This is a genomic window from Cupriavidus sp. USMAHM13 (assembly GCF_001854285.1).
Classification (GTDB): domain Bacteria; phylum Pseudomonadota; class Gammaproteobacteria; order Burkholderiales; family Burkholderiaceae; genus Cupriavidus; species Cupriavidus malaysiensis.
Map to the genome: position 1 here is coordinate 769,413 of NZ_CP017751.1, position 25,234 is coordinate 794,646.

20 protein-coding genes, 1 pseudogene and 1 riboswitch are annotated in these 25,234 nt (G+C 69.3%); of the genes and pseudogenes, 12 read left to right on the plus strand and 9 right to left on the minus strand.

Annotated features, from left to right (window positions below; translation table 11 throughout):
* Positions 1-16 precede the first annotated feature (16 nt).
* Complete coding sequence (locus BKK81_RS03455; RefSeq protein WP_071010773.1) at positions 17-1,273, minus strand: muropeptide transporter; 1,257 nt, start codon at positions 1,271-1,273, stop codon at positions 17-19.
* Between the two features lie 162 nt (positions 1,274-1,435).
* Between BKK81_RS03455 and BKK81_RS03460 the strand changes: the two genes are divergently transcribed.
* Complete coding sequence (locus BKK81_RS03460; RefSeq protein ID WP_071010774.1) at positions 1,436-2,392, plus strand: M48 family metallopeptidase; 957 nt, start codon at positions 1,436-1,438, stop codon at positions 2,390-2,392.
* A gap of 897 nt (positions 2,393-3,289) precedes the next feature.
* On the opposite strand, the gene argC is transcribed toward BKK81_RS03460, so the two are convergent.
* Both argC and BKK81_RS03470 read right to left on the minus strand, forming a co-directional pair.
* Entirely contained in the window at positions 3,290-4,237 is a 948-nt protein-coding gene (gene argC, locus BKK81_RS03465; protein ID WP_071010775.1) for an N-acetyl-gamma-glutamyl-phosphate reductase, read from the minus strand.
* A gap of 127 nt (positions 4,238-4,364) precedes the next feature.
* Positions 4,365-5,141, minus strand: coding sequence for an exodeoxyribonuclease III (locus BKK81_RS03470; RefSeq protein ID WP_071010776.1), 777 nt, complete (start codon positions 5,139-5,141; stop codon positions 4,365-4,367).
* Positions 5,142-5,170: 29 nt separating this feature from the next.
* On the opposite strand from BKK81_RS03470, the gene pyrE reads away from it, so the two are divergent.
* The 3 genes and pseudogenes from pyrE to BKK81_RS03480 all read left to right on the plus strand — a co-directional run bounded on the left by pyrE (position 5,171) and on the right by BKK81_RS03480 (position 7,527).
* Positions 5,171-5,872 (plus strand): orotate phosphoribosyltransferase, encoded by a 702-nt coding sequence (gene pyrE / locus BKK81_RS03475; protein WP_071010777.1) that lies wholly within the window; start codon positions 5,171-5,173, stop codon positions 5,870-5,872.
* 77 nt (positions 5,873-5,949) lie between these two features.
* Positions 5,950-6,111 (plus strand): annotated as a pseudogene (locus BKK81_RS34040) (3-hydroxybutyrate dehydrogenase); the annotation flags it as partial.
* A gap of 135 nt (positions 6,112-6,246) precedes the next feature.
* Positions 6,247-7,527: a DUF3734 domain-containing protein gene (locus BKK81_RS03480; RefSeq protein WP_071016000.1), complete on the plus strand. Its 1,281-nt coding sequence runs from the start codon at positions 6,247-6,249 to the stop codon at positions 7,525-7,527.
* 37 nt (positions 7,528-7,564) lie between these two features.
* On the opposite strand, the gene BKK81_RS03485 is transcribed toward BKK81_RS03480, so the two are convergent.
* From BKK81_RS03485 to BKK81_RS03500, 4 genes are all read right to left on the minus strand, one after another.
* The gene (locus tag BKK81_RS03485; protein WP_071010778.1) at positions 7,565-8,374 is read right to left on the minus strand and encodes a polyphosphate kinase 2 family protein; all 810 of its coding nucleotides are present in this window, start codon (positions 8,372-8,374) and stop codon (positions 7,565-7,567) included.
* Between the two features lie 63 nt (positions 8,375-8,437).
* Positions 8,438-9,304 (minus strand): diaminopimelate epimerase, encoded by an 867-nt coding sequence (gene dapF / locus BKK81_RS03490; RefSeq protein WP_071010779.1) that lies wholly within the window; start codon positions 9,302-9,304, stop codon positions 8,438-8,440.
* A gap of 55 nt (positions 9,305-9,359) precedes the next feature.
* Positions 9,360-10,253 (minus strand): lipid A biosynthesis lauroyl acyltransferase, encoded by an 894-nt coding sequence (locus tag BKK81_RS03495; protein WP_071010780.1) that lies wholly within the window; start codon positions 10,251-10,253, stop codon positions 9,360-9,362.
* A complete protein-coding gene (locus BKK81_RS03500; RefSeq protein ID WP_071010781.1) occupies positions 10,250-11,125 on the minus strand; it encodes a lysophospholipid acyltransferase family protein in 876 nt (291 codons plus the stop codon). The genes BKK81_RS03495 and BKK81_RS03500 overlap by 4 nt, the downstream gene beginning before the upstream one ends.
* A gap of 252 nt (positions 11,126-11,377) precedes the next feature.
* Between BKK81_RS03500 and metK the strand changes: the two genes are divergently transcribed.
* The 3 genes from metK to BKK81_RS03515 all read left to right on the plus strand — a co-directional run bounded on the left by metK (position 11,378) and on the right by BKK81_RS03515 (position 15,680).
* The gene (gene metK, locus BKK81_RS03505) at positions 11,378-12,541 is read left to right on the plus strand and encodes a methionine adenosyltransferase (RefSeq protein WP_071010782.1); all 1,164 of its coding nucleotides are present in this window, start codon (positions 11,378-11,380) and stop codon (positions 12,539-12,541) included.
* 274 nt (positions 12,542-12,815) lie between these two features.
* Positions 12,816-13,760 carry a Kdo hydroxylase family protein gene (locus BKK81_RS03510; protein WP_071010783.1) on the plus strand — a complete coding sequence of 315 codons (945 nt, stop codon included), beginning with the start codon at positions 12,816-12,818 and terminating at the stop codon, positions 13,758-13,760.
* Between the two features lie 240 nt (positions 13,761-14,000).
* On the plus strand, positions 14,001-15,680 hold the full coding sequence (locus BKK81_RS03515; protein WP_071010784.1) for a GMC family oxidoreductase: 1,680 nt from the start codon (positions 14,001-14,003) through the stop codon (positions 15,678-15,680).
* 85 nt (positions 15,681-15,765) lie between these two features.
* Here BKK81_RS03515 and BKK81_RS36815 read toward each other — a convergent pair whose 3' ends face one another.
* Both BKK81_RS36815 and BKK81_RS03525 read right to left on the minus strand, forming a co-directional pair.
* Positions 15,766-17,310 (minus strand): methyl-accepting chemotaxis protein, encoded by a 1,545-nt coding sequence (locus tag BKK81_RS36815; RefSeq protein ID WP_071010785.1) that lies wholly within the window; start codon positions 17,308-17,310, stop codon positions 15,766-15,768.
* A 244-nt stretch (positions 17,311-17,554) separates the two neighbouring features.
* Positions 17,555-19,216 carry an acyl-CoA dehydrogenase family protein gene (locus BKK81_RS03525; RefSeq protein WP_071010786.1) on the minus strand — a complete coding sequence of 554 codons (1,662 nt, stop codon included), beginning with the start codon at positions 19,214-19,216 and terminating at the stop codon, positions 17,555-17,557.
* Positions 19,217-19,508: 292 nt separating this feature from the next.
* A riboswitch (TPP riboswitch) is annotated at positions 19,509-19,610 on the plus strand.
* A gap of 104 nt (positions 19,611-19,714) precedes the next feature.
* Here BKK81_RS03525 and thiC point away from each other — a divergent pair.
* The 5 genes from thiC to BKK81_RS03550 all read left to right on the plus strand — a co-directional run bounded on the left by thiC (position 19,715) and on the right by BKK81_RS03550 (position 25,096).
* The gene (thiC, locus tag BKK81_RS03530; RefSeq protein WP_071010787.1) at positions 19,715-21,598 is read left to right on the plus strand and encodes a phosphomethylpyrimidine synthase ThiC; all 1,884 of its coding nucleotides are present in this window, start codon (positions 19,715-19,717) and stop codon (positions 21,596-21,598) included.
* A 138-nt stretch (positions 21,599-21,736) separates the two neighbouring features.
* On the plus strand, positions 21,737-22,903 hold the full coding sequence (locus BKK81_RS03535) for an FAD-dependent oxidoreductase (RefSeq protein ID WP_071010788.1): 1,167 nt from the start codon (positions 21,737-21,739) through the stop codon (positions 22,901-22,903).
* 15 nt (positions 22,904-22,918) lie between these two features.
* The gene (gene thiS / locus BKK81_RS03540) at positions 22,919-23,116 is read left to right on the plus strand and encodes a sulfur carrier protein ThiS (protein ID WP_071010789.1); all 198 of its coding nucleotides are present in this window, start codon (positions 22,919-22,921) and stop codon (positions 23,114-23,116) included.
* A gap of 4 nt (positions 23,117-23,120) precedes the next feature.
* The gene (locus BKK81_RS03545; protein ID WP_071010790.1) at positions 23,121-23,957 is read left to right on the plus strand and encodes a thiazole synthase; all 837 of its coding nucleotides are present in this window, start codon (positions 23,121-23,123) and stop codon (positions 23,955-23,957) included.
* Positions 23,954-25,096, plus strand: coding sequence for a thiamine phosphate synthase (locus BKK81_RS03550; protein WP_071010791.1), 1,143 nt, complete (start codon positions 23,954-23,956; stop codon positions 25,094-25,096). Before BKK81_RS03545 ends, BKK81_RS03550 begins: the two co-directional genes overlap by 4 nt.
* Positions 25,097-25,234 lie beyond the last annotated feature (138 nt).

Below are 25,234 nucleotides of genomic sequence, written 5' to 3' on the forward strand. Positions count from 1 at the left end.
GCCCCGGCTGCCGGCTTCAGTTGCCGGCGCGGGCCTCGGCCTCGTAGCGGTGGATGGTGCCGCGCATGGCGCGCAGCAGCAGCACGCCCGGAATCGCGATGGCCACCGTGCCGAGATAGAAGGGCGCCCAGCCCCAGGCTTCCACCAGGTAGCCCGAACTCGGTCCCACATAGACGCGGCCGATCGAAGCCAGCGCTGACAGCAGTGCATACTGCGTGGCCGAGAAGGAGCGGTTGCACAAGGCCATCAGCAGCGCGACGAAGGCGGCCGTGCCCATGCCGCCGCACAGGTTCTCCACGCCGATGGCGGCGCCCATGGTCCACAGGTGCTGCGGCGTGACCGCCAGCATCCAGTAGCCCAGATTGGACACGGCCTGCAGCACGCCGAACAGCAGCAGGGAGCGGTACAGGCCCAGGCGCACCATCAGCGTGCCGCCGAACAGGGCGCCGACGATGGTGGCGGCCAGGCCCAGCGTCTTGTTGACGATGCCGACCTCGCCCGCCGAAAAGCCGACGCCGCGGATCAGGAAGGTGGTCGAGAGCGCGCCGGCGAAGGCATCGCCCAGCTTGTACAGCACGATCAGCAGCAGGAGCCACCAGGCCCCGGGGCGCGAGAAGAAGTCGCGCAGCGGGCCGAGCACCGCCTCTTCCAGCGAGCGCGGCGCGCGCGCCGGCGCGTCCGGCTCGGGCGCCCACAGCAGGGACAGCACGCAGGCGGCCATCAGCGCCGCCATCAGCAGGTACATCTGCGGCCAGCCCAGCACGCGGTCGGCCAGCCACAGCGCCAGTCCACCCGAGACCAGCATGGCCAGCCGGTAGCCCAGCACCTTGACCGCCGCGCCCACGCCGCGCTCGGCCGGCTGCAGCACATCGGTGCTGTAGGCGTCGAAGACGATGTCCTGCGAGGCCGACAGGAAGGCCACCAGCGCGGCCAGCGCGGCCAGTGCCCACAGCGCTTCGCGCGGCGGGCAGAAGGCCATGCCGGCGATGGCGGCGGCGAGGCCGAGCTGGGTCAGCAACAGCCAGCCGCGGCGGCGGCCCAGCCGCGGCGGCGTGTAGCGGTCCATCAGCGGCGCCCACAGGAATTTGAAGATATAGGCCTGGCCCACCAGGGAGAAGAAGCCGATCGTCTTGATGTCCAGGCCCTCGACGGTCATCCAGGCCTGCAGCGTGCCGGAGGTCAGCGCCAGCGGCAGGCCGGATGCGAAGCCCAGCGCCAGCATGGCGCCGATACGGCGGTTGCGGAAGATGTCGAGATAGTCGTGGAAGGTCATGAATGCATGGACGGACGGCTGGGCAGGCGTGCCGGGCCGCGGCGGAATCTCGCCTGCGGCCGCGCGGGCGCCGTGTATTATTGCATCACCCTGACCGGCATCCGAACGGCCTTCGCTCCCTTCGCCAGTATGCCGGCCTTTTTTCATGACCGAGGTTGTGACATGTCCCGTCGCCAGTGTGTTCGGCAGCCCGCCAAGGCCATGCCAGGCCGGCCGCTCTGCGCGGCGCTCGGCCTTGCGCTGGTCCTGCTCCCGCTTCCGCTCCTAGCCCAGGAGGACGGCATCCGGCTCGAAGACCGCAACGCCTCGATCCGCAAGATCGTGCCGCTCGAGGATATCGAGCGGCAGGCGGCGCAGGAGTACGAGCAGATCAAGCAGGAGGCGGTGGCACAGCGCACGCTGATGCCCGACAACAATCCGCAGCTCATCCGCCTGCGCGCGATCGCGCGCCGCCTGCTGCCCGAGACCGTGCGCTGGAACGAGCGCGCGCGGCAGTGGAACTGGGAAGTCAACCTGATCAACACCCGCCAGGTCAATGCCTTCTGCATGCCCGGCGGCAAGATCGCCTTCTACGCGGGCCTGCTCGACCGCCTCAAGCTGACCGACGACGAAGTGGCGATGGCCATGGGGCACGAGATCGCCCACGCGCTGCGCGAGCACGCGCGCGAGCGCGCTGCCCAGTCCGAGATCACCAACCTTGGCGCCAACGTGATCTCGCAGCTGTTCGGCTTCGGCAACCTGGGCAATATGGCCCTGGGCACCGGCGCCCACCTGCTGACACTGCGCTTCTCGCGCGCCGACGAGACCGAAGCCGACCTGGTCGGCATGGACATCGCCGCGCGCGCCGGCTATGACCCGCGCTCCTCGGTCTCGCTGTGGCAGAAGATGGGCACGGTCACGCAGTCGCAGGCCGGCGCCGAATTCCTCTCCACCCATCCCTCCGGGCGCAGCCGTATCGCCGAGCTGGAGAAGCACATGCCTGAGGTGCTGCCGCTGTATGTGCAGGCGCGCAATATGACGATGAGTGAGTTGCCGCCTTATCAGGCGAATATGAAGAATCTGGGGGATGCGCCGGTGGATAGCGGGGATGAGGATAAGCAGAGGCCGTTGAAGAAGTAGGGTGGCTGGCGCTGGCTGCTTTGGCGCTTGGGTTGGGGCGTTTTCGGTGTGCGAGGCAACGGCCTGTTTCGACTCCCCTGCGGGGAGCCGACTTACTTTCTTGGTCTCGCCCAAGAAAGTAAGCAAAGAAGGCGACCCGGGTGCGGCGAAGACCCCTCGCGAATGGGCCCCGGCCGCCGCGCCCGTCCGAACTCGCGGCCTGCGGCCGCTCAGACAGCGGACGGGCTTCATCGGCGGCCGGGGCCCATTCGCGAGGCGCCGCACACGGGAGGGAAAGGCCAAACCATTGGTTTGCGAATGGGCTCGCTTTTGCGTAACGGCCAAGCTTGCTAAGGCTTTGTGTTCGGCCAGCTTGCTGGCCGAACACCTCCACCCGAAGCGAAGCGAGGTGTGGCATCTTTTCCCTGCCGTGTGCGGCGCCTCGCGTGCTGGGGCAAAGAGCGGAAAAGAGGGCCCCCTGTCTGAGGATCGCCTTAAGGCGATCCGAGTTGGGGCCCGGCCGCTCTTTGCCCCAGCACGCGAGGGGGTTTTAAGCCGCACCCGGCGCGCCTTCTTTGCCTACTTTCTTGGGCAAGACCAAGAAAGTAGGTCGGCTCCCCCGCAGGGGGAGTCGAAACAGGCCGTTGTCACACTGACCGATACCACTCGAATCCACGCGCAAAAGCCTTGCGTCACGAAAGCGAGTCGGCTCCCCCGCAGGGGGAGTCGAAACCGGCCGTTGCCTCGCAGACCGACATCGCCCGAACTCAAGCCCCAGAGCACCAAGTCACGAACGTCGAGCCCAATTCACATAGACCCCAACCAATCCCCCAAAAGAAAAATGCCGCCCAGCTCCCGCTGAACGGCATCGATCCGGCATCGGCCCCGCAACCCGCAGGGCCCCGGGGCAGGAAAAGATCAGGCAGTCAGCCCGGTCGCTTCATCCGCCCCCACATGCACGTTCATGCACTGCACCGCCGCACCGGCGGCACCCTTGCCCAGGTTGTCCAGACGCGCCATCAGCACCACATGCTCCGGCGTGCCGAAGACGAACAGGTCGACCCGGTTGGTGTCATTGCAGCCCTGCACATCGAAGGCCCCGGCGTCGAGGTTGCTGTCGGCGTCGAACGGCAGCACGCGCACGAACTGCTCGCCTTCGTAGTGCTGGCGGTAGATCTCGACGATCTGCTCGGGCGAGACCTTGCGTGCCAGGCGGTCCGGGTAGACCGGCACGGTCACGGCCAGGCCCTTGAGGAAGTTGCCGACCACCGGGGTAAATACCGGCGCCTGCGCCAGGCCGGTCTGCACGCGCATTTCGGGCAGGTGCTTGTGGGTCAGGCCCAGGGCGTAGGGACGCGGGCTGGTCAGCTTGGGGTTATCGCCGGCTTCGTACTCGGCGATCATCTTCTTGCCGCCGCCGCTGTAGCCGGTCAGCGAGAAGGCCGAGACCGGATAGTCGGCCTGCATCACGCCGGCTTCGACCAGCGGGCGCACCGCGGTGATGAAGGCGCTGGCGTGGCAGCCGGGCACGGCGATGCGCTTGCTCTGGCGCACCTTGTCACGCTGGCCGCGCGTCAGTTCGGGCAGGCCGTAGGCCCAGTCGTCGCTGGTGCGGAAGGCCGTGCTGGCGTCGATGATGCAGGTGTCCGGGTTGGTCACCAGGGACACCGCCTCGCGCGAGGCCACGTCGGGCAGGCACAGGAAAGCGACGTCGGCGGCATTCAGGAAGCGCGCGCGTTCGGCCGGGTCCTTGCGCTTGTCCTCGGCGATGCGCAGCAGTTCCACGTCGGGACGACCGGAGAGATAGTCGAGCAGCCGGAGACCGGTGGTGCCTTCCTGACCATCGACGAACACTTTGAAAACCATGGCGGACTCACTGGGGTTGGACGTTGCGGACCCGCCGCGCAAGGCGGGGCCCTGCATTGTAGCGGGGTTGCTGACGCACTGCAGCATGCGATCGCCCGTGGCAGCGGGCGCCGCAGGCGCACGTGCCCTACAAGGCGAAATCGTAGTCGATCGACAGCGGTGCGTGGTCGCTGAACTTCTCGTCCTTGTAGATGGACGTGGCGCTTGCCGTCTCGGCGATCTTCTGCGTGGCCAGGTGGTAATCGATGCGCCACCCCACGTTCTTGGCATAGGCCTGGCCGCGGTTGCTCCACCACGTGTATTGCTCGGGGCGCGGGTCGAGGCGGCGGAACACGTCGACATAGCCGTGCGTGTCGAACAGTTCGCCGATCCAGGCGCGTTCCTCGGGCAGGAAGCCTGAGTTCTTCAGGTTGCCCTTCCAGTTCTTGATGTCGATTTCCTTGTGCGCGATGTTGACGTCTCCGCACAGCACGATCTCGCGCCCGCTGGCCTTGAGCTGCAGCAGGTGGGGCAGGAAGGCTTCCATGAAGCGGAACTTGGCCAGCTGGCGCTCTTCCGAACTGGAACCCGAGGGCACATAGACGGAAATCACCGCCAGGTGCGGATACTGCACCTCGACGTAGCGGCCCTCGTTATCGAACTCGGTGTTGCCGAAGCCGGTGATGACGCGTTCCGGGCGGTGACGGGTGTAGAGGCCGACACCGCTGTAGCCCTTCTTCTCCGCATAGTGGAAGTAGCCGTGGTAGCCATGTGGCGCCAGGAACGCTTCGGTCATGTCGGCGGCCTGCGCCTTGAGTTCCTGTACGCAGACCATGTCGGCGTCCTGCTTGCCCATCCACTCGAAAAACCCCTTCTTGGAGGCGGAGCGGATGCCGTTGAGGTTGGCGCTGATAATCCGTAACATCTCGGGAAATTTCGATATAGAGAGAAAAGATGACGCAGCAGACTACGCCTTCCGCCACGCAGCCGGGGGAAGCGGCCGAACTCAGGCAGACCTTCATCCGCTTCGCGCTCGACGCAGGCGTGCTGTCCTTTGGCGAATTCGTCACCAAGGCCGGCCGCAAGTCGCCGTATTTCTTCAATGCCGGCCTGTTCAACCAGGGCGGCATGCTGGGTCAGGTGGCGCAATTCTACGCGAAGACCCTGCTGGCCTCGGGCCTGGAGTTCGACGTGCTGTTCGGGCCGGCCTACAAGGGCATCACGCTGGCCTCGGCCACGGCGGTGGCGCTGGCCGGCATGGGCCGCGACGTGGGTTTCGCCTATAACCGCAAGGAAGCCAAGGACCATGGCGAGGGCGGCACCCTGGTGGGCGCCAAGCTGCGTGGCAAGGTGGTGATCATCGACGACGTGATCTCGGCCGGCACCTCGGTGCGCGAGTCGATGCAGATGATCCGTGCCGCCGGCGCCGAGCCGGCCGCGGTGCTGATCGCGCTGGACCGCATGGAGAAGAGCGGCACGGCCGACCAGGTCGGGACCCATTCGGCGGTGCAGGACGTGCAGCGCGAGTATGGTGTGCCGGTGATCTCGATCGCCAGCCTGGGCGACCTGCTGGCCTATCTCGACGCCTCCCAGGATCCGGCGCTGGGGGCCTCGCGCGAGGCCGTGGCCGCCTACCGCGCACGCTACGGCGTCTGACGACGCGGCCGCGGGCTTGCCTCGCGGCGGCGTGGCGGCGGCCTGCGCAGGCCGCCGCCGCATGCAGCGTTCCGCGGGAGGAAGAGGTGGTGCGCCGCGTGATGCTGGGCGGTACCGTCGACGGCGTCTTCACCACGGTGGACGATGTCGCGCGCACGGCGCTGTTCCTGTGTGCCTTCCCGACCGCGGCGTTGACCGAGAAGTCCTTCATTGTCAGCCACGGCTGGTATATGCAGTAAATGAGGGCAAGCGTGGCCGGCCGCCCCGGGACGGCCGCCCGGGGTTTGAACGAGGCAGACGGAGGAACGGGCGTGGCAGGGAACGGGCAGGGTGGGGCGCGGCGCGCGCCGGCACGCCGCGGCAACGGTGCACAGGTGCCGGCCGCGGTGAAGAGGGCAAGGGCTGGAGCATCGGCCACAGCCGCCACAGCGGCCACAGCGGCCACAGCGCCGCGGCAGGCGCACGCGGCGCCGGCGGTCCCGCATGCCGCGAGCATCGAAGCACTGGCGCGCGCCTACCGCGTGCGGGCGCTGGTGCTGCAAGGCGGCGGGGCGCTGGGCTCCTACCAGGGCGGTGTCTACCAGGGCCTGGCGGAGCACGGTATCGAGCCGGACTGGGTCGCGGGCATCTCGATCGGCGCGCTCAATGCCGCCGTGATCGCCGGCAATGCGCCCCAGCGGCGCGTCGAACAGCTGCGCAACTTCTGGGAGTACATCTGCGGGCAGCCCTGGCTGCCGAGCCTCCCGCACGGCTGGATGGACTGGGACGCGGTCGACTGGCCGGATCCGCTGCGCTTGTGGTACGACGGCTGGCATGCCATGCGCGCGGTGCTGGAGGGCCAGCGCGGCTTCTTCGTGCCGCGTTCGCTGCCCAAGCTGCTGTCAGGCCATGTGCCGACCGGGCAGGCCAGCTTCTACGACACCTCGGCGCTGCGCGCCACGCTGGAGCGTTTCGCCGATTTCGACCGCATCAACGACCACCGCGCGATGCGCGTTTCGCTCGGCGCGGTCAATGTGCACACCGGCAACTTCGCCTACTTCGACAACACGCGCGAGACGCTGCGGCCCGAACACTTCATGGCCTCGGGCGCGCTGCCGCCGGGCTTTCCTGCGGTGGAGGTCGACGGTGAGTACTACTGGGACGGCGGTCTCGTCTCCAATACGCCCTTGGCCGAGGTGCTGAGCGCGCAGCCGCGGCGCGATGCGCTGATCTTCCAGGTCGACCTGTGGAGCGCGCGCGGGCACCTGCCGCACAACCTGATGGAAGTGGCGGAGCGGCAGAAGGATATCCAGTATTCGAGCCGCACGCGCGCGGTGACCGATGCCCTGTGCGAGCAGCAGAACCTGCGCCGCCTGCTCAGCGAGGTGCTGGAGCTGGTGCCGCCGGCCGGGCGCGAGGACCCCTGGTACAAGCGCGCGCTCGAGCACGCCTGCACGGCGCGGCGCAACGTGGTCCACCTGATCTACCGCGACAAGAGCTTCGAGGGCAATGCCAAGGACTACCAGTTCGGCCGGCTGGCGATGGAGGAACACTGGGAAAGCGGTCTGGCCGATATCCGCCAGACCCTGCAGCATCCGGAATGGCTGGCCATGCCCAGTGCCGAGCATCCCTTCGTGACCCACGACGTGCACCGGGACCGGGGCCACGGCGAGTAGCGGGTACAGTGGGCCGGGTGCGGCGTTCAGTCGACCTTCAGTCGACCTTCAGGCCCGCGAGTTCCGGCTTGGCGGGCGGATAGGCCGGCTTCATGGCGCTGAACACGGCGAACAGGATCTCGGCGACCATCAGGTTGCGGTGCGTCTTCGAGTCCGCCGGCACCACGTACCAGGGTGTCTCGGGCGTGCTGGTGGCCGCGATGGCGTCCTCGTAGGCCGCCATGTACTCCTTCCAGTACTTGCGCTCGGCCAGGTCGGTGGTGTCGAATTTCCAGTGCTTCTCGGGATCGGCCAGGCGCGCCTCCAGGCGCGCTTTCTGCTCTTCCTTGGAAATGTGCAGGAAGCACTTGACGACGGTGGTGCCGGTCTCGGTCAGCATTCTCTCGAAGTCGCGCAGCTGCCGGTAGCGGCGCTCGCATTCGGCCTTGTCGATCCAGCCGTGCACGCGCGTGATCAGCACGTCTTCGTAATGGCTGCGGTTGAAGACCACGATTTCGCCGCGCCGCGGCACCTGGGCATGGACGCGCCACAGGTAGTCGTGCGCCAGCTCTTCCGGCGTGGGCGACTTGAAGGCGACCACGCGGATGCCGAGCGGGTCGAAGGTGCGGAACACGCTGCGCACCGTGCCGTCCTTGCCGGCGGTGTCCATGCCTTGCAGCACGACCAGCAGCTTGCGCTGGTGTTCGGCATAGAACACGTCCTGCATGGCGTCGAGTTTCTCGCAGATATCGTCCAGGCGCGCCAGGTCGGCGGCCTTGTCGCCGCTCGAGATGGGCTTGGCGCCGGCGGCGAACTCGGCAAGACGGAAGTCCTTGCCATGGGTGATGCGGAAATTCTCCAGCGTCATCGTGCGCTCCAAGGGCGCGCCCCGCTGCCGCCAAGTGGCGAAAGGGGCGCCAAGCCCCCATGATCAGACCGGCAGCCGGTCGAGGTCAATGCTGCCTTCGAATACCGTCGTGGCGGGGCCGGTCATCAGTACCGGGCTGGCGCCGCCGGCCCAGGCGATGGTGAGGTCGCCGCCGTGCGTATGCACCTTGACCGGCGAGTCGAGCAGGCCGCGCCGGATGCCGGCCACCACCGCCGCGCAGGCGCCGGTGCCGCAGGCCAGCGTTTCGCCAGCGCCGCGCTCGAACACGCGCAGCCGCACCGTGCCGCGCTCGACGATCTCCATGAAGCCCGCGTTGACGCGCTGCGGGAAGCTGGCGTGGTGCTCGATCAGCGGGCCATCCTGCAGGACCGGGAAGTGCTCCACGTCGTCCACCACCTGCACTGCGTGCGGGTTGCCCATCGACACCGGCGTGATCCATGCGGTACGGCCGTTGACCTCGAGCCCGTACTGGGTGTCCTCGCCTTCGCTGCGCTGCGGCAGGCCGGCCGGAACAAAGGGGACCTGCGCGGGTTCCAGCTCGGGCGCGCCCATGTCGACCGTGACCTGTCCGTCGTCCTGCAGGGTCAGCGTGATCAGCCCTTTCATCACCTGGACGCGCACCGAGCGCTTGTCGGTCATGCCGCGGTCGGACACGAAGCGCACGAAGCAGCGCGCGCCGTTGCCGCAGTGCTCGACCTCGCCGCCGTCGGCGTTGAAGATGCGGTAGCGGAAATCGGCGTCATCGCGCGTGGCGGGCTCGACCACCAGCATCTGGTCGGCGCCCACGCCGAAATGACGGTCGGCGAGCGCGCGCCACTGGGCCGGGCTCAGGTCGATCTTCTGGTGGATGCCGTCCAGCACGACGAAGTCGTTGCCGGCACCCTGCATCTTGGTGAACTGGAGTTTCATGTCAGCGATTGTAGCCCGCGCCCGCCGGCACCGCCGGCGCGGCCGCGGGCCGGTCTCAGTAAACTTCCGGCTCGCCCGGAGGACGGTGCTTGAAACGCTTGTGCACCCAGTAGTATTCGGCGATGCGGGGGCGGATGCAGTCTTCGAAGAAGGCATTCATGCGCCGCGTGTCCTCGCTGACGTTCTCGCCCGGATAGCCGTCCCAGGGCGGGAGGATATGCAGCACATAGCCGCCGTAGTCGGGCAGCATCTCGGTATAGATCGGCACGACCTTGGCGCCGGTCAGCCGCGCCAGGCGCGCCACCGAGGTCAGGGTCAGCGCGGGCACGCCGAAGAACGGCACGAACTCCGAATCGCGTTCGCCGAAGTCCATGTCGGCGATCAGCTGCAGCGCCTCGCCCTTCTTCAGGCAGCGCAGGATATCGCGCGCGCTGTCGCTGCGCGAGATCATATTGGCGCCGAAGCGGCCGCGCGCCTCCTTCAGAAAGGCGTCGAACAGGCGGTTCTTCTGCTGGGTGTAGAGCGAGGCGCCCGAGCGGCCCACGTGGTCGCGCAGGTGGATGGTCAGGCGGATGGCGCCCGCTTCCACGCCCGACAGGTGCATGGTGACGAGGATGTGCGGCGTGCCGTCCAGCGCCACCAGGTCGGCCTGGTCATCGATCTGCACCCAGCGGCGCATCTGTTTCTCGCTGCCGGTCCAGAAGATGCCGCGCTCGGCAAAGCTGCGGAAGACCTGGCGGAAGGTCTGGCGCGACAGCGCCTGGATCTCCGCCTCGCTCTTGTCGGGAAAGCACAGCCGCAGATTGGTCTCGACCACGCGGCGGCGGCTGCTCGGCACGCAGTGCAGCAGGCTGCCGAGCGCTTCGCCGAAGCGCGCGACGAGCGGATAGGGCAGCTTGCCCAGCACGCTCAGCAGGCCGATGCCGAGCCGGGTCAGGACGCGGCTCATGGGGTGCTCGGGTCGGTGGCGGCCTGCGGCGGCAGGCTGGCGCCCGCCGGATGCTTGTAGCGGTTGTAGCCCCACAGGTACTGGGTCGGCGCGTCGGCCACCAGCGATTCCACGGTGCGGTTGATGACGGCGGCGGCGGCCGACGGGTCGTCGGGCAGCATGCCGTCGATCACGCGCAGGTGGGCGCGGTAGCCGCCGCCATGCGGCAGGCGCTCGGCGAACACCATCACGATCGGCGCGCCGGTGAGCTGCTGCAGGCGCTGTACCAGGCTCATGGTGTAGGCAGGCTTGCCGAAGAAGGGCGCCCAGGCGCCCTCGCCGGCGCTCGGTACCTGGTCGGGCAGGATGCCGACTGCCTGGCCGCGCTTGAGTGCCTTGACCAGCATGCGCACGCCGCGCGGGGTGGCCGGCGCCATGGCGATGTTGTCGCGCCCGCGCATGCGTTCGACGAAGTCGCGCAGCCAGGGCTGGTGCGGCGGCTTGAACAGGCAGGTTACGGGACGGCGCAGCGCGTAGGATTGCGGCAGCACTTCGAAGCAGCCCAGGTGGGGCGTCAGGATGATCAGCCCCTTGCCGTGCGCATCCTGCAGCCTGTCCAGCTCGGGCCAGACGCGGTCGTTGAAATCATAGAGCTTCGCCTTGAGGGTCTTGCGGCTCCAGAAGTAGGGCATCTCCAGCATCATGCGGCCCGTCGAGCGCGCGGCATCGGCCAGCATGGCATCGGTGGCGGCCGGGAAGGCCAGGCGGAAGTTCTCGTCGAGCCGGGTGGCATAGCGGCCGGGCAGGCGCGCTGCCAGCAGGCCGAGGATGCCGCCGGCGGCATGCAGCCAGCGCAGCGGCAGCCGGGAGATCAGCCAGAACAGGAAAGTCATCGTTTCGGTAGGCCGGGTAGGTCGGTCTCGCCGCCGCGCACGCCGGGGGCTGCGCAGGCCGGCGTGGCGGCTACGTCGGCGAGGGCACGGTGCAAGGCAGCAAATAGCCGCGTATAATAGCGCGTATCGCCGAGTTAACTGACAACTTGCGGGGCGATACCGCTCTACCCGGGCGGAATGTAAATACCGCTAAAGCGTCGCCGCTGGAGCTGACCAGGCTGGCACGCAATAGCCAACCTGGAGAATAAGTTCGTGGCAAACGACTTCCTGTTCACTTCGGAATCCGTTTCCGAAGGCCATCCCGACAAGGTCGCCGACCAGATTTCCGACGCCATCCTGGACGCCATCCTGTCCCAGGACAAGTATGCCCGCGTCGCCGCCGAGACCCTCTGCAACACCGGACTGGTGGTGCTGGCCGGCGAGATCACGACGACCGCCAACGTCGACTACATCCAGGTCGCACGCGATACGATCAAGCGCATCGGTTACGACAACACCGACTACGGCATCGACTACAAGGGCTGTGCAGTGCTGGTCGCCTACGACAAGCAGTCGCCTGACATCGCCCAGGGCGTCGACCGCGCCTCGGACGACTACCTGAACCAGGGTGCCGGCGACCAGGGCCTGATGTTCGGCTACGCCTGCGACGAAACCCCGGAACTGATGCCGTTCCCGATCTACTACGCGCACCGCCTGGTCGAGCGCCAGTCGCTGCTGCGCCGTGACGGCCGCCTGCCCTGGCTGCGCCCGGATGCCAAGTCGCAGGTGACCGTGCGTTATGTGGACGGCAAGCCGCACAGTGTCGATACCGTCGTGCTGTCGACCCAGCACTCGCCCGAGATCAGCCAGGCCCAGATCCGCGAGGCGGTGATCGAGGAGATCATCAAGCCGGTGCTGCCGGCCGAGATGCTGAAGGAAACCAAGTACCTGGTGAACCCGACCGGCCGCTTCGTCATCGGCGGCCCGCAGGGCGACTGCGGCCTGACCGGCCGCAAGATCATCGTCGACACCTATGGCGGCGCCTCGCCGCACGGCGGCGGTGCCTTCTCCGGCAAGGATCCGTCCAAGGTCGACCGCTCGGCCGCCTACGCCGCCCGCTACGTCGCCAAGAACGTGGTGGCCGCAGGCCTGGCGCGCCAGTGCCAGGTGCAGGTCAGCTACGCCATCGGCGTGGCGCGTCCGATCAATATCACGGTCTACACGGAAGGCACAGGCAAGATTTCGGACGAGAAGATCGCCGAACTGGTGCAGGAGCATTTCGACCTGCGTCCGAAGGGCATCGTGCAGATGCTGGACCTGCTGCGCCCGATCTATGAGAAGACCGCCGCCTACGGCCACTTCGGCCGCGAGGAGCCGGAGTTCTCGTGGGAAGCCACCGACAAGGCCGCCGCGCTGCGCGCCGCCGCCGGCCTCTGAGCCGCTGACGGCCTGGCCGGGACTGCTCCGGCCTGACGCCATCAGGCGCGATCAGACGTCACCCGACGCCGCCCCCCGGGGCGGCGTTTTCGTTTCAGCCGCGGGCGGCCGGGACGCCGGCGCCCCCCTTGTCCGAGGTCAAGCGGCGCACGCGGCGCCGGCACCGCTCCGGATAGGGCGGGGTAGAATGCCGCCATCGCGTGGCCGGGCCGCGCCGCCGCGCGCGCGGTGGTTGCCGTGCCCACTGCCGGCCGCCAGCCCATCAAGGATTGCCATGGCTACTGCCCAGACCCGCGCCCCGTCGCCGGCCGATCGTTCCCAGGCCGCCGCGCCCGCGCTCGACCTGATCCGTCCCCAGCCCTACACCGATTGGCAGCCGCAGGTTTCACCGGCGACTGCGGCGGCGTTGCGCCGTGAACTGGAGCAGGGCTGCGTGCTGTACTTTCCCGAGTTGAAGTTCCACTTCGAGCCGGGCGAGGAGCGCTTCCTCGACAGCCGCTGGTCGGACGGCAAGTCCAAGAACATCAACCTGCGTGCCGACAGCGGCGCTGTGCGCGGCGCGGTGGGCAGCGCAGCCGACCTGGCCGCCATGTCGGCGCTGGTGCGGCGCTATGCCGAGTACAGCGAGAAGCTGGTGCTGACCCTGTTCCCCGAGTACGGTCCGCACATGAAGCGCGCCGGCACCTCGCTGCGGCCCAGCGAGATCGCCGGGCGGCCGGTGAGCTGGCGCAAGGACGATACGCGGCTGCACGTGGATTCCTTCCCCTCCAATCCGCTGCTCGGGCAGCGCCTGCTGCGCGTGTTCCACAACATCGACCCGGACGCGCCGCGCGTCTGGCGCGTGGGCGAGCCCTTCGGCGACTTCGCGCGCCGCTTCGTGCCGCAGACGCGCGGCATGTGGCCGGGCCAGGCATGGCTGATGAAGCAGCTCCACATCACCAAGCGCAGGCGTTCGGAATACGACCATCGCATGCTGCAGCTGCACGACCTCGCCAAGGCCGACCTGGACTACCAGGCGCAGGTGCCGCAGCAGGAGTTCCACTTCCCGCCCGGCTCGACCTGGATCGTCTTCAGCGACCAGGTCCTGCATGCGGCGATGCGCGGCCGCGCGATGATGGAACAGACCTTCTACCTGGCGCCCAAGGCCATCTCCGACCACACGCATTCGCCCGAGGCGGTGCTGTCGCGCATGCTCGGACGGCCGATGCTGGCCGGCTGAGCCCGCCCGCGCCGGGCCGGCACCATGCCCCGGCCGGCACCCGTCCCCGGCTTGTTCCTCCCGCCGTGCGAACGCCCGCACAGCGGCGCTCGTGCATGACCCCGGTGCCATTCCCAGCAGCGGCGCGAACGCCTACACTGGTTCTCGTGGCGCATGCGGTCCCGACGGCAAGACCGCGGGGCGGCGCCCGCACCGGATGACTGCCTTGCAGGACAAGGCGGCGCGCAGGCGGGGGAACAGATGGAACGCGAATTCGATTTCGTCATCGTCGGCGCAGGCTCCGCTGGCTGCGCCCTGGCGGGACGCCTGGCGGACAGTGGCGGCGACAGCATCGCCCTGGTGGAGGCCGGAGGGCGCGACCACCACACGCTGGTGTGGACGCCGGCCGGCTACGCCGCGCTGCTGCCCCGCGCGGGGGCACGCAACTATGGCTATGCCACGGTGCCGCAGCCCGGCCTCGACGGCCGCCGCGGCTACCAGCCGCGCGGGCGTGGCCTGGGCGGCAGCTCCTCCCTCAATGGCATGATCTACCTGCGCGGCCGCCCCGGTGACTACGACGACTGGGCCGCGGCGGGGTGCGATGGATGGTCCTGGGACGACGTGCTGCCTTACTTCCGCCGGGCCGAATGCAATGTGCGCGTGGACGGGCGCGACGACCACCCGCTGCACGGCGGCAGCGGACCGCAGCAAGTAAGCGACCTGCGCACGCCCAATCCCTTCGGCCAGCGTTTCATCGAAGCCGCGCAGCAAGCGGGCTATCCGTACAACGACGACTTCAACGGCGAAACCCAGCAAGGCGCCGGCTGGTACCAGGTCACGCAGCACGGCGGCGAACGCTGGAACGCGGCGCGCGCCTACCTGCACGGCGGCCGCGGCGGCGCGGCCTGCAACGGCGGTCGCGCCAACCTGCACGTGCTGGCCGGCCTGCCGGTCCTGCGCATCGCCTTCGCCGGCCGGCGCGCCATCGGCGTGATGGTCCGGCAGGACGGCCGCGAGCAACTGATTCGGGCGCGCCGTGAAGTGATCGTCAGTGCCGGCGCCTTCGGTTCGCCGCAACTGCTGATGGTCTCCGGCGTGGGGCCGGCGCGGCACCTCGGCGAGTTCGGCATTCCCATGGTGCACGACCTGCCGGGCGTTGGCGGCAACCTGCAGGACCACCTCGGGGTGGCGCTGCACAAGCGCGTGGGTTCGCCGGAACTGTTCGGGGTGTCGCTGGGCGGCGTGTTCCGCCTGCTGGGCGAGATCCTGCGCTACCGGCGCGACCGCAGCGGCATGCTCAGCTCCAACTATGCCGAGGCCGGCGCCTTCGTGTGCAGCCGTGCGGGGCTCGACGAGCCGGATCTGCAACTGCATTTCGTCGTCGCCATGGCCGACGACCACCTGCGCAGGATGCACCTCGGCCACGGCTATTCCTGCCACGTCTGCCTGCTGCGGCCGCGCAGCCGCGGCGAGGTCAGGCTGGCCTCGCCCGATATGCGGGCTGCGCCGCGCATCGACCCCGGCTACCTGTCCGACGTGCGCGACCTCGACGATCTCGTCGCCGGCGTGCGCATCGTGCGCAGCATCTTCGCCATGCCGCAGCTGGCCGCACTCGGCGGCAAGGAACTGTATTCCGCCGGCCTGCGCGCCGATGGCAGCGACGACGATGCGGTGCGCGCCTTCATCCGTGCCCGCGCCGACACCATCTACCATCCGGTCGGCACCTGCCGCATGGGCATGGACACGCGGGCGGTGGTCGATCCGCAACTGCGGGTGCGCGGTGTGCAGGCGCTGCGCGTGGTGGATGCGTCGATCATGCCGACGCTGGTCGGCGGCAGCACCAATGCCCCGGCCATCATGATCGGCGAGCGCGCGCACGACCTGATCCGCTTCGCGCCGCACGTCACGCTGCGGCTGCCCGAGCCGGCGCTGGAGGCCTGAGTCGCTACGCCCGGATGCCGACGGGGCGGCGGGGCAGGGTGCTGCGGCACCGCGCCCCATGCCTCGGTCCGGGCCGAGGCTCCGCTCAGGCCGCGGCCAGGCGGAAGGCGCCGACCGCCTCGCGCAGCTTGGCCGCCTGGTCGTCGAGCGACTGCGCCGCGGCCGCGGCTTCCTCCACCAGCGCGGCGTTCTGCTGCGTGACCTGGTCCATCTGGCCGACCGCCTGGTTCACCTGGGTGATGCCCGCGCTCTGTTCGCCGGAAGCGGCGGCGATCTCCGCGATGATGTCCGACACGCGCTTCACCGCCTGGCGGATCTCCTCCATGGTGCCGCCGACGCTCTCCGCCTGCTGCGAGCCTTCACGCACGGTCGTTACCGAGGTGTCGATCAGTTCCTTGATTTCCTTGGCCGCGCTCGACGAGCGCTGGGCCAGGCTGCGCACCTCGCCGGCCACCACGGCGAAGCCGCGCCCCTGCTCGCCCGCGCGCGCAGCTTCCACCGCTGCGTTCAGTGCCAGGATGTTGGTCTGGAAGGCGATGCCCTCGATCAGTCCGGTGATCTCGGCGATGCGGCCGGCGTTGTCGCTGATGGCGGTCATGGTGCTGGCCATCTGCTGCACCGAGGCGCTGCCTTGTTCGGCCACGCTGGCGGCATTGGCGGCCAGCGAGCTGGCCTGGCGCGCGTTGTCGGCATTGTGCTTGACCGTGGTGGTCAGCTCTTCCATGCTCGATGCGGTTTCTTCCAGCGACGCGGCCTGCTGCTCGGTGCGCGAGGAGAGATCGGTGTTGCCCGCGGCGATCTGGCTGGCCGCCACCGTCACCGACTCGGTCGAGCGCCGCACTTCGCCCAGCGTGGCGGCGACGCGCTCCACCAGGCGGTTGAAGGCGTCGGCGGTACGGCCTACCTCGTCCAGCCGGCCCACCGTGGCGCGGTGGCCGAGGTCGAGCGTCGTGCTGACGTGTTCGAGCGAGCCCTGGATCTGTGCCAGGCTGTCATGGATGCGGCGGTAGAGCGAGAAGGCGAGCACGGCGGTGATCAGGATGGCCATCGCGATGGCGATCGAGAAGGCGCGCACCGCGAAGGTGTAGGCGGCCTTGTTGCTGGCGACCAGCTCGGCACCCATGCGCGCATTGTAGTCGCCGTGATCGAGGATGGCCTTGCGCAGCGCGGCGGAGGCCTGGTCGAGTTCGCCGCGCACCAGCATCAGGTGCGTTTCGGCGTCGCCGCTGGCGCGCGATTTCTCCAGGAACGGTCCCTGCGCGGCGCGGTAGCGCGACATGGCTGCGCGGTCGGTCTCGAGCATCTTGCGGTCGGTGTCGTCGGAGATGTCCTCGCGCTCGTACTTGGAGAGGGCGGTCTCGAAGCTCTTGGCGGCATCGGCCAGCATGCCTTCTGCTTCGCTTTTCAGTTCCGGGGTATCGGCGAGCGCATGGCGGTAGAGCGCCACCCGCATGGCCGTGACGGCGCGCTCCATGGTGTCGAGGTCGCGCACGCTGGTGAGGGTGTTGTCGTTGAAGTACTCGAAGCGCTCTTCCGAGCGGCTCATCTGCCAGATGCCGCCAAGGCCGACGAAGAGCAGTGCCAGCAGGGCCAGCGACAGGGTGAGCAACAAGCGTTGGGACAGGTTCATTGGGGGAACGGATGCGAATGCAGCGCCGCCTCGTGTGACGAATGGGATCCAGGCGGCGCTTTTTATTGTTTCAGCTTGCCGCTACCACGTGACGGTTTACGGCGTGCCGCCCCTGCCCCTGAAGTGCCATCTCGTTCCGGATACAAAAGGGCTCGCTGCGCCACAGGAAAACGGGGCGCTCGCGCGCCCCGTCCTCGTCTCATGTCTCAGCGTGGTGTATCGGCGGCGGCGGCCGCGGCCCGCTTCAGGCCGGCCAGGCGCGTGCCGCCACGCGGCGCAGTGTCTCGGGCGGCGCATCCAGCGTGCCGAAGACGCGGCCGTGCTGGTGCCCGAGCCGGCTGGCGACGAACAGTGCGGCGCTTTCGGCATCGGCATGGGCCAGCATCAGCGCCGCCTGCGCGGTCAGCACCAGCCCCTGGGCGAAACGCCGGGCACCGGCTTCGAGCGTGTCGGGCGCGGCGCGCAGCTGCGCCTGCAGCGAAGCCAGCTCGGCCCGCACCGCCGGGTGGCCGCCCGCGCGCTGGGCCAGGTCCTGCAGCAGCCGTGCGCCGTCCTCCGGGCTGCGCTGCAGCGCACGCAGCACATCCAGGCACATGATGTTGCCCGAGCCTTCCCAGATCGAGTTGACCGGCGCCTCGCGGTACAGGCGCGCCATCGGGCTCTCCTCGACGTAACCGTTGCCGCCCCACACCTCCATCGCCTCGCCGGTGGCCTCGATGGTGCGCTTGCAGACCCAGAACTTGGCGGCGGGCGTGACCACGCGCTTCCAGGCCGAGGCCAGCGCGTCGCCGTCGGCGCGCTCGAAGGCATGGGCCAGTTCCATCATCAGCAGCGTGGCGGCGGTGCTTTCCAAGGCCAGGTCGGCCAGCACGTTGTCCATCAGCGGCTGGTCGGCCAGCAGCCGGCCGAAGGCCATGCGGTGGCGCGCGTGATGCAGGGCCTGCACCAGCGCCGCGCGCAGCAGTGCCGCGCTGCCGATCACGCAATCCAGCCGCGTGTAGGTCGCCATCTCGATGATGGTGGGGATGCCGCGCCCTTCCTCGCCGATCAGGATGCCGGTGGCGTCGCGGAACTCGACTTCGCTGCTCGAGTTGGAACGGTTGCCGAGCTTGTCCTTGAGGCGCTGGATCTGCACCGCGTTCTTGCTGCCGTCGTCGCGCCAGCGCGGCACGAAGAAGCACGACAGCGGCCCGTCCTCCGCGCCCACGCGCGCCACCACCAGGTGCGCGTCGCACATCGGCGCGGAGAAGAACCACTTGTGGCCGGTCAGCGCGTATGCGGCGCCGCGTCCCTCGCCGCGCAGCGGGCGCGCCACCGTGGTGTTGCTGCGCACGTCCGAGCCGCCCTGCTTCTCGGTCATGCCCATGCCGATCATGATGGCGCGCTTGTCGCGCCAGGGCAGGTCGCGGGCGTCGTGCTCGGCGCTGTACAGGCGCGGTGCCAGTTCGGCGAACAGCGCGCTCTCCTTGGCCAGCACCGGGATGCTGGCCAGCGTCATGGTGACCGGGCACAGCGAGCCGGCCTCGACCTGGGCCTGCAGGAAATAGCCGGCGGTGCGCGCCGCCCAGGCGCCCTCGCGCGGCTGCGAGAACGGCAGCGCCTGGAGCTGCTGGCCGCGCAGCAGGCCCAGCAGGCTGTGCCAGCTGGCATGGAAGTCGACGCGGTCGATGCGCTCGCCGGTGCGGCTGTGGGTGTGCAGCTCCGGCGGGTGGCGGTTGGCCTGCGCGCCCCACTCCAGCACCTCGGGCTGGCCCAGGCGCGCGCCGAAATCCTCCAGCGCGCCGGCATGCCAGGCGCCGCCCAGCCGGTCCAGCGCGGTCCGCAGCGCCGGGTCGGTGGCGAAGAGGTTGTACCCGGACAGCTCGGGCACCTGGTTGAACACGCGGTGCGTGGCGGCGTCGGTCATCTTGTCCTGTCTCCTGGCTGAGGGGCTGGGGCTGCGTTGCGACGGTCCTGCTGCTGGCATGGTAGGCCATTTGCCGGACATTCCCGTAAGGCGGCGGCCGGCGGCGCGCTGTCCGGCCGCCGCGCGTGGCGGCACTGGTGCCACCGCGCGAGCCTGCATGGGTCCATGGCGGCACGCGGGGTGCCCCCGCAGCCGCTTGGTGGCGGCACCCCCGGCGCGCTGCGTCCCGCGGGCGCGCCGTTTCGAAACAAGGCTGGCGCCTGCACCCCGCTTGTGCTTAAATTGAGCCCGTTGGATGAAACAGGGGTGCCGCGCGGATGGGCCGTGCGGCTGAGAGAGTCCCTTCGAACCCGATCCGGCTAGTACCGGCGTGGGAAGTTTCATGTAAGCCGAACCGCTCTGCCTTTCGCAAGGCACATGCCCCCCCGGCCAAGCCGGCACGGCATGCTCACCGCGCTCCTGGTTTCGTCCATCCCCCGCACGAGAGAGGACGACACTATGGCCCGCAACAATTCCGCCCCCGCCGCATCCTTCGAGACGCTCGCCAGCGATCTCGACCAGAAGTTTGCCTACCCGGCTTCCAGCAAGACCTACCTGACCGGCAGCCGGCCCGATATCCGCGTGCCCTCGCGCACCATCCTGCAGACCGCCACGCGCACCGAGAAGGGCGAGATGGCCAACCCGCCGATCCCGGTCTACGACACCTCGGGTCCTTACAGCGATCCCGACGTGCATATCGACCTCAAGGCAGGCCTGCCTTCGGTGCGCGGCAAGTGGATCGAGGAGCGCGGCGACACGGAAATCCTGTCCGGCCTGTCCTCCGAGTACGGGCGCGCACGCGCCAACGATCCCGCCACGGCCCACCTGCGCTTCTCGCAACTGACCAACCCGCGCCGCGCCAAGGCCGGTGCCAATGTCTCCCAGATGCACTATGCGCGCCGCGGCATCGTCACGCCGGAGATGGAGTATGTTGCGCTGCGCGAATCGCTGAACCTGCAGGCGCTGTACGACAAGCCCGAGTACAAGGCGCTGCTGCGCCAGCACCCCGGCAACGCGCTGGGCGCCGGCCTGCCGCTGCGTCCGGAAGACATCACGCCCGAGTTCGTGCGCAAGGAAATCGCCGCCGGCCGCGCCATCATCCCCGCCAACATCAACCACACCGAACTGGAGCCGATGGCGATCGGGCGCAATTTCCGCGTCAAGATCAACGGCAACCTCGGCAATTCGGCCGTGACCTCCTCGCTGGCCGAGGAAGTGGAAAAGATGGTGTGGTCGATCCGCTGGGGCGCGGACACCATCATGGACCTGTCCACCGGCAAGCACATCCACGAAACGCGCGAATGGATCCTGCGCAATTCGCCGGTGCCGATCGGCACGGTGCCGATCTACCAGGCGCTGGACAAGACCGGTGGCATCGCCGAGGACCTGACCTGGGAGATGTTCCGCGACACGCTGATCGAGCAGGCCGAGCAGGGCGTGGACTACTTCACCATCCACGCCGGCGTGCTGCTGCGCTACGTGCCGCTGACCGCTGACCGCGTCACCGGCATCGTTTCGCGCGGCGGCTCGATCATGGCCAAGTGGTGCCTGGCCCACCACAAGGAAAACTTCCTGTACACGCACTTCGACGAGATCTGCGAGATCATGAAGGCGTACGACGTGTCGTTCAGCCTGGGCGACGGCCTGCGTCCGGGCTGCATCGCCGATTCCAACGACGATGCCCAGTTCGGCGAACTGCGCACCCTGGGCGAACTGACCGCCAAGGCGTGGCAGCACGATGTGCAGGTGATGATCGAAGGTCCGGGCCACGTGCCGCTGCAGCGCATCCAGGCCAATATGGACGAGGAGCTGAAGCACTGCTACGAAGCCCCGTTCTACACCCTGGGACCGCTGGTCACCGACATCGCGCCGGGCTACGACCATATCACCAGCGGCATCGGCGCCGCCAACATCGGCTGGATGGGCACCGCCATGCTGTGCTACGTCACGCCCAAGGAGCACCTGGGCCTGCCCGACAAGGAAGACGTGCGCGAAGGCATCATCACCTACAAGATCGCGGCGCACGCGGCCGATCTCGCCAAGGGCTGGCCGGGCGCGCAGCTGCGTGACAACGCGCTGTCCAAGGCCCGCTTCGAGTTCCGCTGGGAAGACCAGTTCAACCTCGGCCTCGATCCGGAGCGCGCGCGCTCGTACCACGATGCCACGCTGCCGGCCGAAGGCGCCAAGATCGCGCACTTCTGCTCGATGTGCGGCCCGAAGTTCTGCTCGATGAAGATCACGCAGGAAGTGCGCGACTACGCCGCCTCGCTGCCCGAGGCCGAGAAGGGCATGCAGGAGAAGTCGATCGAGTTCGTCAAGCAAGGCGGCAAGATCTACTCGTAAGGCTTCGGCCCACACGCCACGCGGGCATGCCCGCGATCCCGGAGCGGTCCGCGCGCCTGGCGCGCCGGCCGCTCCCAGATGCACAGGAGGCCGGCCGCGCGGCGCACAGGCGCCCGCGCGGCCGGCACAACGAATCCCATGACACAGCAGTCGTTTGATGTCGCCATTCTCGGCGCCGGCCTGTCCGGGCGCATCGCCGCCTGGTTGCTTTCACGCGCCGGCGCGCGCGTGGCCCTGGTCGAGCGCATGGGCCCGGATGGCGCGGGCTCGGCCGCCCACGTGGCGGCGGCCATGCTGGCCCCGCTGGCGGAATCCGCCATCGCCGAGCGCCGCATCGTCGAGCTGGGCATTGCCAGCGTCGACCTGTGGCGCGCCTGGGTGGCCGAGCTGCCCGAGCCGGTCTTCTTCCAGGAAGATGGCACGCTGGTCGTATGGCATGCGCGCGACCGCGCCGAGATGTCGCTGTTCACCAGCCGCGTGCGCGCGGTGGCGCCACCGGAACTGGTAGCCGAGCGCATGCGTGCGCTCGACGCGCGCGGCGTGGCCGAACTGGAGCCCGCGCTGGCGGGCCGCTTCCAGCAGGGCCTGCTGCTGGCCGGCGAGGGGCAGCTCGATAATCGCGGTGCCTTGCGCTCACTGCTTCACTGCGCGGTGGCCGAAGGCGTGCATTGCGTGTGGGAGGCTGGCGAAGTGGAGGCCGGAGACCTGCCCGGCCTGGGCATCCGCGCCGATGTGGTGCTCGATTGCCGTGGACTGGGAGCGCGCCGCGACTGGCCGGCCCAGGCCGCCGGTGGCATGCCGGGCCTGCGCGGCCTGCGCGGCGAGGTGGTGCGCGTGCATGCGCCCGAGGTCAAGCTGCACCGCCCGGTGCGCCTGCTGCACCCGCGCTATCCGATCTACATCGCGCCCAAGCCCAACGACCTCTATGTGATCGGCGCCACCGAGCTGGAAAGCGAGGATGATTCGCCGATGAGCGTGCGCTCCGCGCTGGAACTGCTGTCGGCGGCCTACTCGCTCGATCCGGCCTTCGGCGAGGCGCGCGTGCTGGAACTCAATGTGCAGCGGCGTCCCACGCGGCCAGACCACCTGCCGGCCATCCGTGTCGACCAGCAGGCGCGCGTGGTGCGCCTCAACGGCCTGTACCGGCATGGTTTCCTGATCGCCCCGGCGGTGACCGAGGCGGCTTGCGCCGTAGTGCGCGCGCTGCTGGGCGGGGATCCCGCCGCGCACGCCGTGCCGGCGGCGCTGCGCTGGCCCGGCATGATCGAGACCGATGCTTCCAGGCCGCTGGCCACGCTGCACTGACGCCGAATGGAAACCATGGAAATCCTGCTCAACGGCCGTCCCTTCGCCCTCGAAGCGCCGGCCACGCTGGCGGACGCGGCGACGCGCGCCGGCATCGCGCCGCCCTTCGCGGCGGCGCTGAACGGCAACTTCGTGCCGCGTGCCGCCCATGCGGCCACCGCGCTCGCCGCCGGCGACCGCGTCGATCTCGTGCAACCCGTGACGGGAGGCTGAACCGATGACATTGCAAGCAAGCCCCGCCGCGCGCGATCCCTTCGTGCTGTACGGCGAGACCTTCGACTCGCGCCTGCTGCTGGGCACCGCGCGCTATCCCTCGCCGGCCACGCTGCAGGCCGCAGTCGAGGCCTCCCATCCCGCCATGCTGACGGTGGCGCTGCGCCGCCAGGGCGCCGTCGGCGACGGCGAGGGCGGCCATGCCTTCTGGCAGATGCTCAAGTCGCTGGCGGTGCCGGTGCTGCCCAATACCGCCGGCTGCCTGGCGCCGCAGGAAGCGATCACCACCGCCATGATGGCGCGCGAGGTGTTCGAGACCGATTGGATCAAGCTCGAGCTGGTCGGCGACGACTACACGCTGCAGCCCGACACGCTGAACCTGCCGGCGGTGGCCGAGACCTTGATCAAGGAAGGCTTCAAGGTGCTGCCCTATTGCACCGAAGACCTGGTACTGTGCCGCCGCCTGCTCGACGTCGGCTGCCAGGCGCTGATGCCCTGGGCCGCACCCATCGGCACCGGCAAAGGCGCGGTCAACCCGCATGCGATGCGCGTGCTGCGCGAGCGCCTGCCCGATACGCCGCTGATCGTCGATGCCGGCCTGGGCCTGCCTTCGCATGCGGCCCAGGTGCTCGAATGGGGCTATGACGGCGTGCTGCTGAATACGGCGGTCGCGCAGGCGGCCTATCCGGTGGAGATGGCGCGCGCGTTCGCCCTGGCGGTGGCCGCGGGCCGCACTGCCTACCTGGCCGGTCCGATGCCGGAGCGCGAGATCGCGCAGGCCAGCACGCCGGTGGTCGGCATGCCGTTCTGGCATGCCACCGGCACGGGGGGCGCGGCATGAGCGCGCACGGCGTGCAGGCGGCGTGCGACGCCGCATTGCGCCAGCAGCTGCTGGCGCGCCACGGCGCCACCTTCGGCGCCGCCGACCAGGCCTGGCGCGCCTGGCGCCTGCAGGATGCGCCCGCGCTGCTGCAGGACCATGACGTGCTGCTGGCCGATGGCGAGGCCGAGCCGCCGGTGATCGCCCGCGTGGCGGCAGCCGGCGCGGTGCTGATCTGCAGCGAGCGCGAGGGCGGACAGTGGATCGACACCGTGCATTCGCCGATGGGCACCTGGGTGCTGGGCGCTGGCGCGGATAGTGACGCGCCGCATGGCCCCGGCTTCGTCGCCGTGCTGCTGGCCTGCCTGCAGATGCATTTCCCCGCCCATGACGCGCTTTGCCTGGCGCGAGCCTGGCGTACCGGCACGCTGGACTGGCCGGATGCCTTCGCGCGCTTCCCGCAGGTGCGCCATCCCGCGCTGGCCGCGCCCGACCAGTTGCCGCCCGCCTTCCCGCCGTGCCCCGCCCTGGGGCTGTACGCGGTGGTGCCCGACGCCGACTGGATCGAGCGCCTGGTCGCCCTGGCGGTGCCGACCGTGCAGCTGCGCTTCAAGTCGGACGACGCCCAGGCGGTGCAGCGCGAAGTCGAGCGCGCCGCGCTGGCCGCGCGCGGCTCCGCCTCGCGGCTGTTCATCAACGACCACTGGCGCATCGCCGTCGCCTGGCACGCCGCGCACGGCAACGACAGCGCGCGCAGCGGAATCTACGGCATCCACCTCGGCCAGGAAGACCTCGACGAGGCCGACCTCTACGCCCTGCGCGCCAGCGGCCTGCACTTGGGGGTGTCCACCCACGGCTACGCCGAGATGCTGCGCGTAGCGACGCTGCGGCCGAGCTACCTGGCGCTGGGCGCGATCTTCCCCACCACCACCAAGGTCATGCCCACCGCGCCGCAGGGCCTGGGCCGTTTCCAGGCCTATGTGCGCCTGATGCAGCCGGTGGTGCCCTCGCTGGTCGGCATCGGCGGTGTGGATGCCGCGCGCCTGCCGCAGGTGCTGGCGACGGGCGTGGGCAGCGCGGCCGTGGTGCGCGCGATCACCGAGGCGGCCGATGTGCCGGCCGCGGTGGCAAACCTGAAGGGGATGTTCCCGGCGGGGTAGGGCGGGGACTGGCGCTGGCCGGCATGGCTGGCATCGCGGGGGGGGCGGGCCATACCGTTGGCTTTGATTCTGTGCTTGCGTGTTGGGCCACACCGCTGGCTTCGTTTGGGCGTGGCGCCTTGTTAGCCCACCCCTCTC

Bases quoted from the DNA above. Each gene is read 5' to 3' on its own strand.
- BKK81_RS03455 (WP_071010773.1), bottom strand. From the start codon at position 1,273: ATGACCTTCCACGACTATCTCGACATCTTCCGCAACCGCCGTATCGGC.
- BKK81_RS03460 (WP_071010774.1), top strand. From the start codon at position 1,436: ATGTCCCGTCGCCAGTGTGTTCGGCAGCCCGCCAAGGCCATGCCAGGC.
- argC (WP_071010775.1), bottom strand. From the start codon at position 4,237: ATGGTTTTCAAAGTGTTCGTCGATGGTCAGGAAGGCACCACCGGTCTC.
- BKK81_RS03470 (WP_071010776.1), bottom strand. From the start codon at position 5,141: ATGTTACGGATTATCAGCGCCAACCTCAACGGCATCCGCTCCGCCTCC.
- pyrE (WP_071010777.1), top strand. From the start codon at position 5,171: ATGACGCAGCAGACTACGCCTTCCGCCACGCAGCCGGGGGAAGCGGCC.
- BKK81_RS03485 (WP_071010778.1), bottom strand. From the start codon at position 8,374: ATGACGCTGGAGAATTTCCGCATCACCCATGGCAAGGACTTCCGTCTT.
- dapF (WP_071010779.1), bottom strand. From the start codon at position 9,304: ATGAAACTCCAGTTCACCAAGATGCAGGGTGCCGGCAACGACTTCGTC.
- BKK81_RS03495 (WP_071010780.1), bottom strand. From the start codon at position 10,253: ATGAGCCGCGTCCTGACCCGGCTCGGCATCGGCCTGCTGAGCGTGCTG.
- BKK81_RS03500 (WP_071010781.1), bottom strand. From the start codon at position 11,125: ATGACTTTCCTGTTCTGGCTGATCTCCCGGCTGCCGCTGCGCTGGCTG.
- BKK81_RS03510 (WP_071010783.1), top strand. From the start codon at position 12,816: ATGGCTACTGCCCAGACCCGCGCCCCGTCGCCGGCCGATCGTTCCCAG.
- BKK81_RS03515 (WP_071010784.1), top strand. From the start codon at position 14,001: ATGGAACGCGAATTCGATTTCGTCATCGTCGGCGCAGGCTCCGCTGGC.
- BKK81_RS36815 (WP_071010785.1), bottom strand. From the start codon at position 17,310: ATGAACCTGTCCCAACGCTTGTTGCTCACCCTGTCGCTGGCCCTGCTG.
- BKK81_RS03525 (WP_071010786.1), bottom strand. From the start codon at position 19,216: ATGACCGACGCCGCCACGCACCGCGTGTTCAACCAGGTGCCCGAGCTG.
- thiC (WP_071010787.1), top strand. From the start codon at position 19,715: ATGGCCCGCAACAATTCCGCCCCCGCCGCATCCTTCGAGACGCTCGCC.
- BKK81_RS03535 (WP_071010788.1), top strand. From the start codon at position 21,737: ATGACACAGCAGTCGTTTGATGTCGCCATTCTCGGCGCCGGCCTGTCC.
- thiS (WP_071010789.1), top strand. From the start codon at position 22,919: ATGGAAATCCTGCTCAACGGCCGTCCCTTCGCCCTCGAAGCGCCGGCC.
- BKK81_RS03545 (WP_071010790.1), top strand. From the start codon at position 23,121: ATGACATTGCAAGCAAGCCCCGCCGCGCGCGATCCCTTCGTGCTGTAC.
- BKK81_RS03550 (WP_071010791.1), top strand. From the start codon at position 23,954: ATGAGCGCGCACGGCGTGCAGGCGGCGTGCGACGCCGCATTGCGCCAG.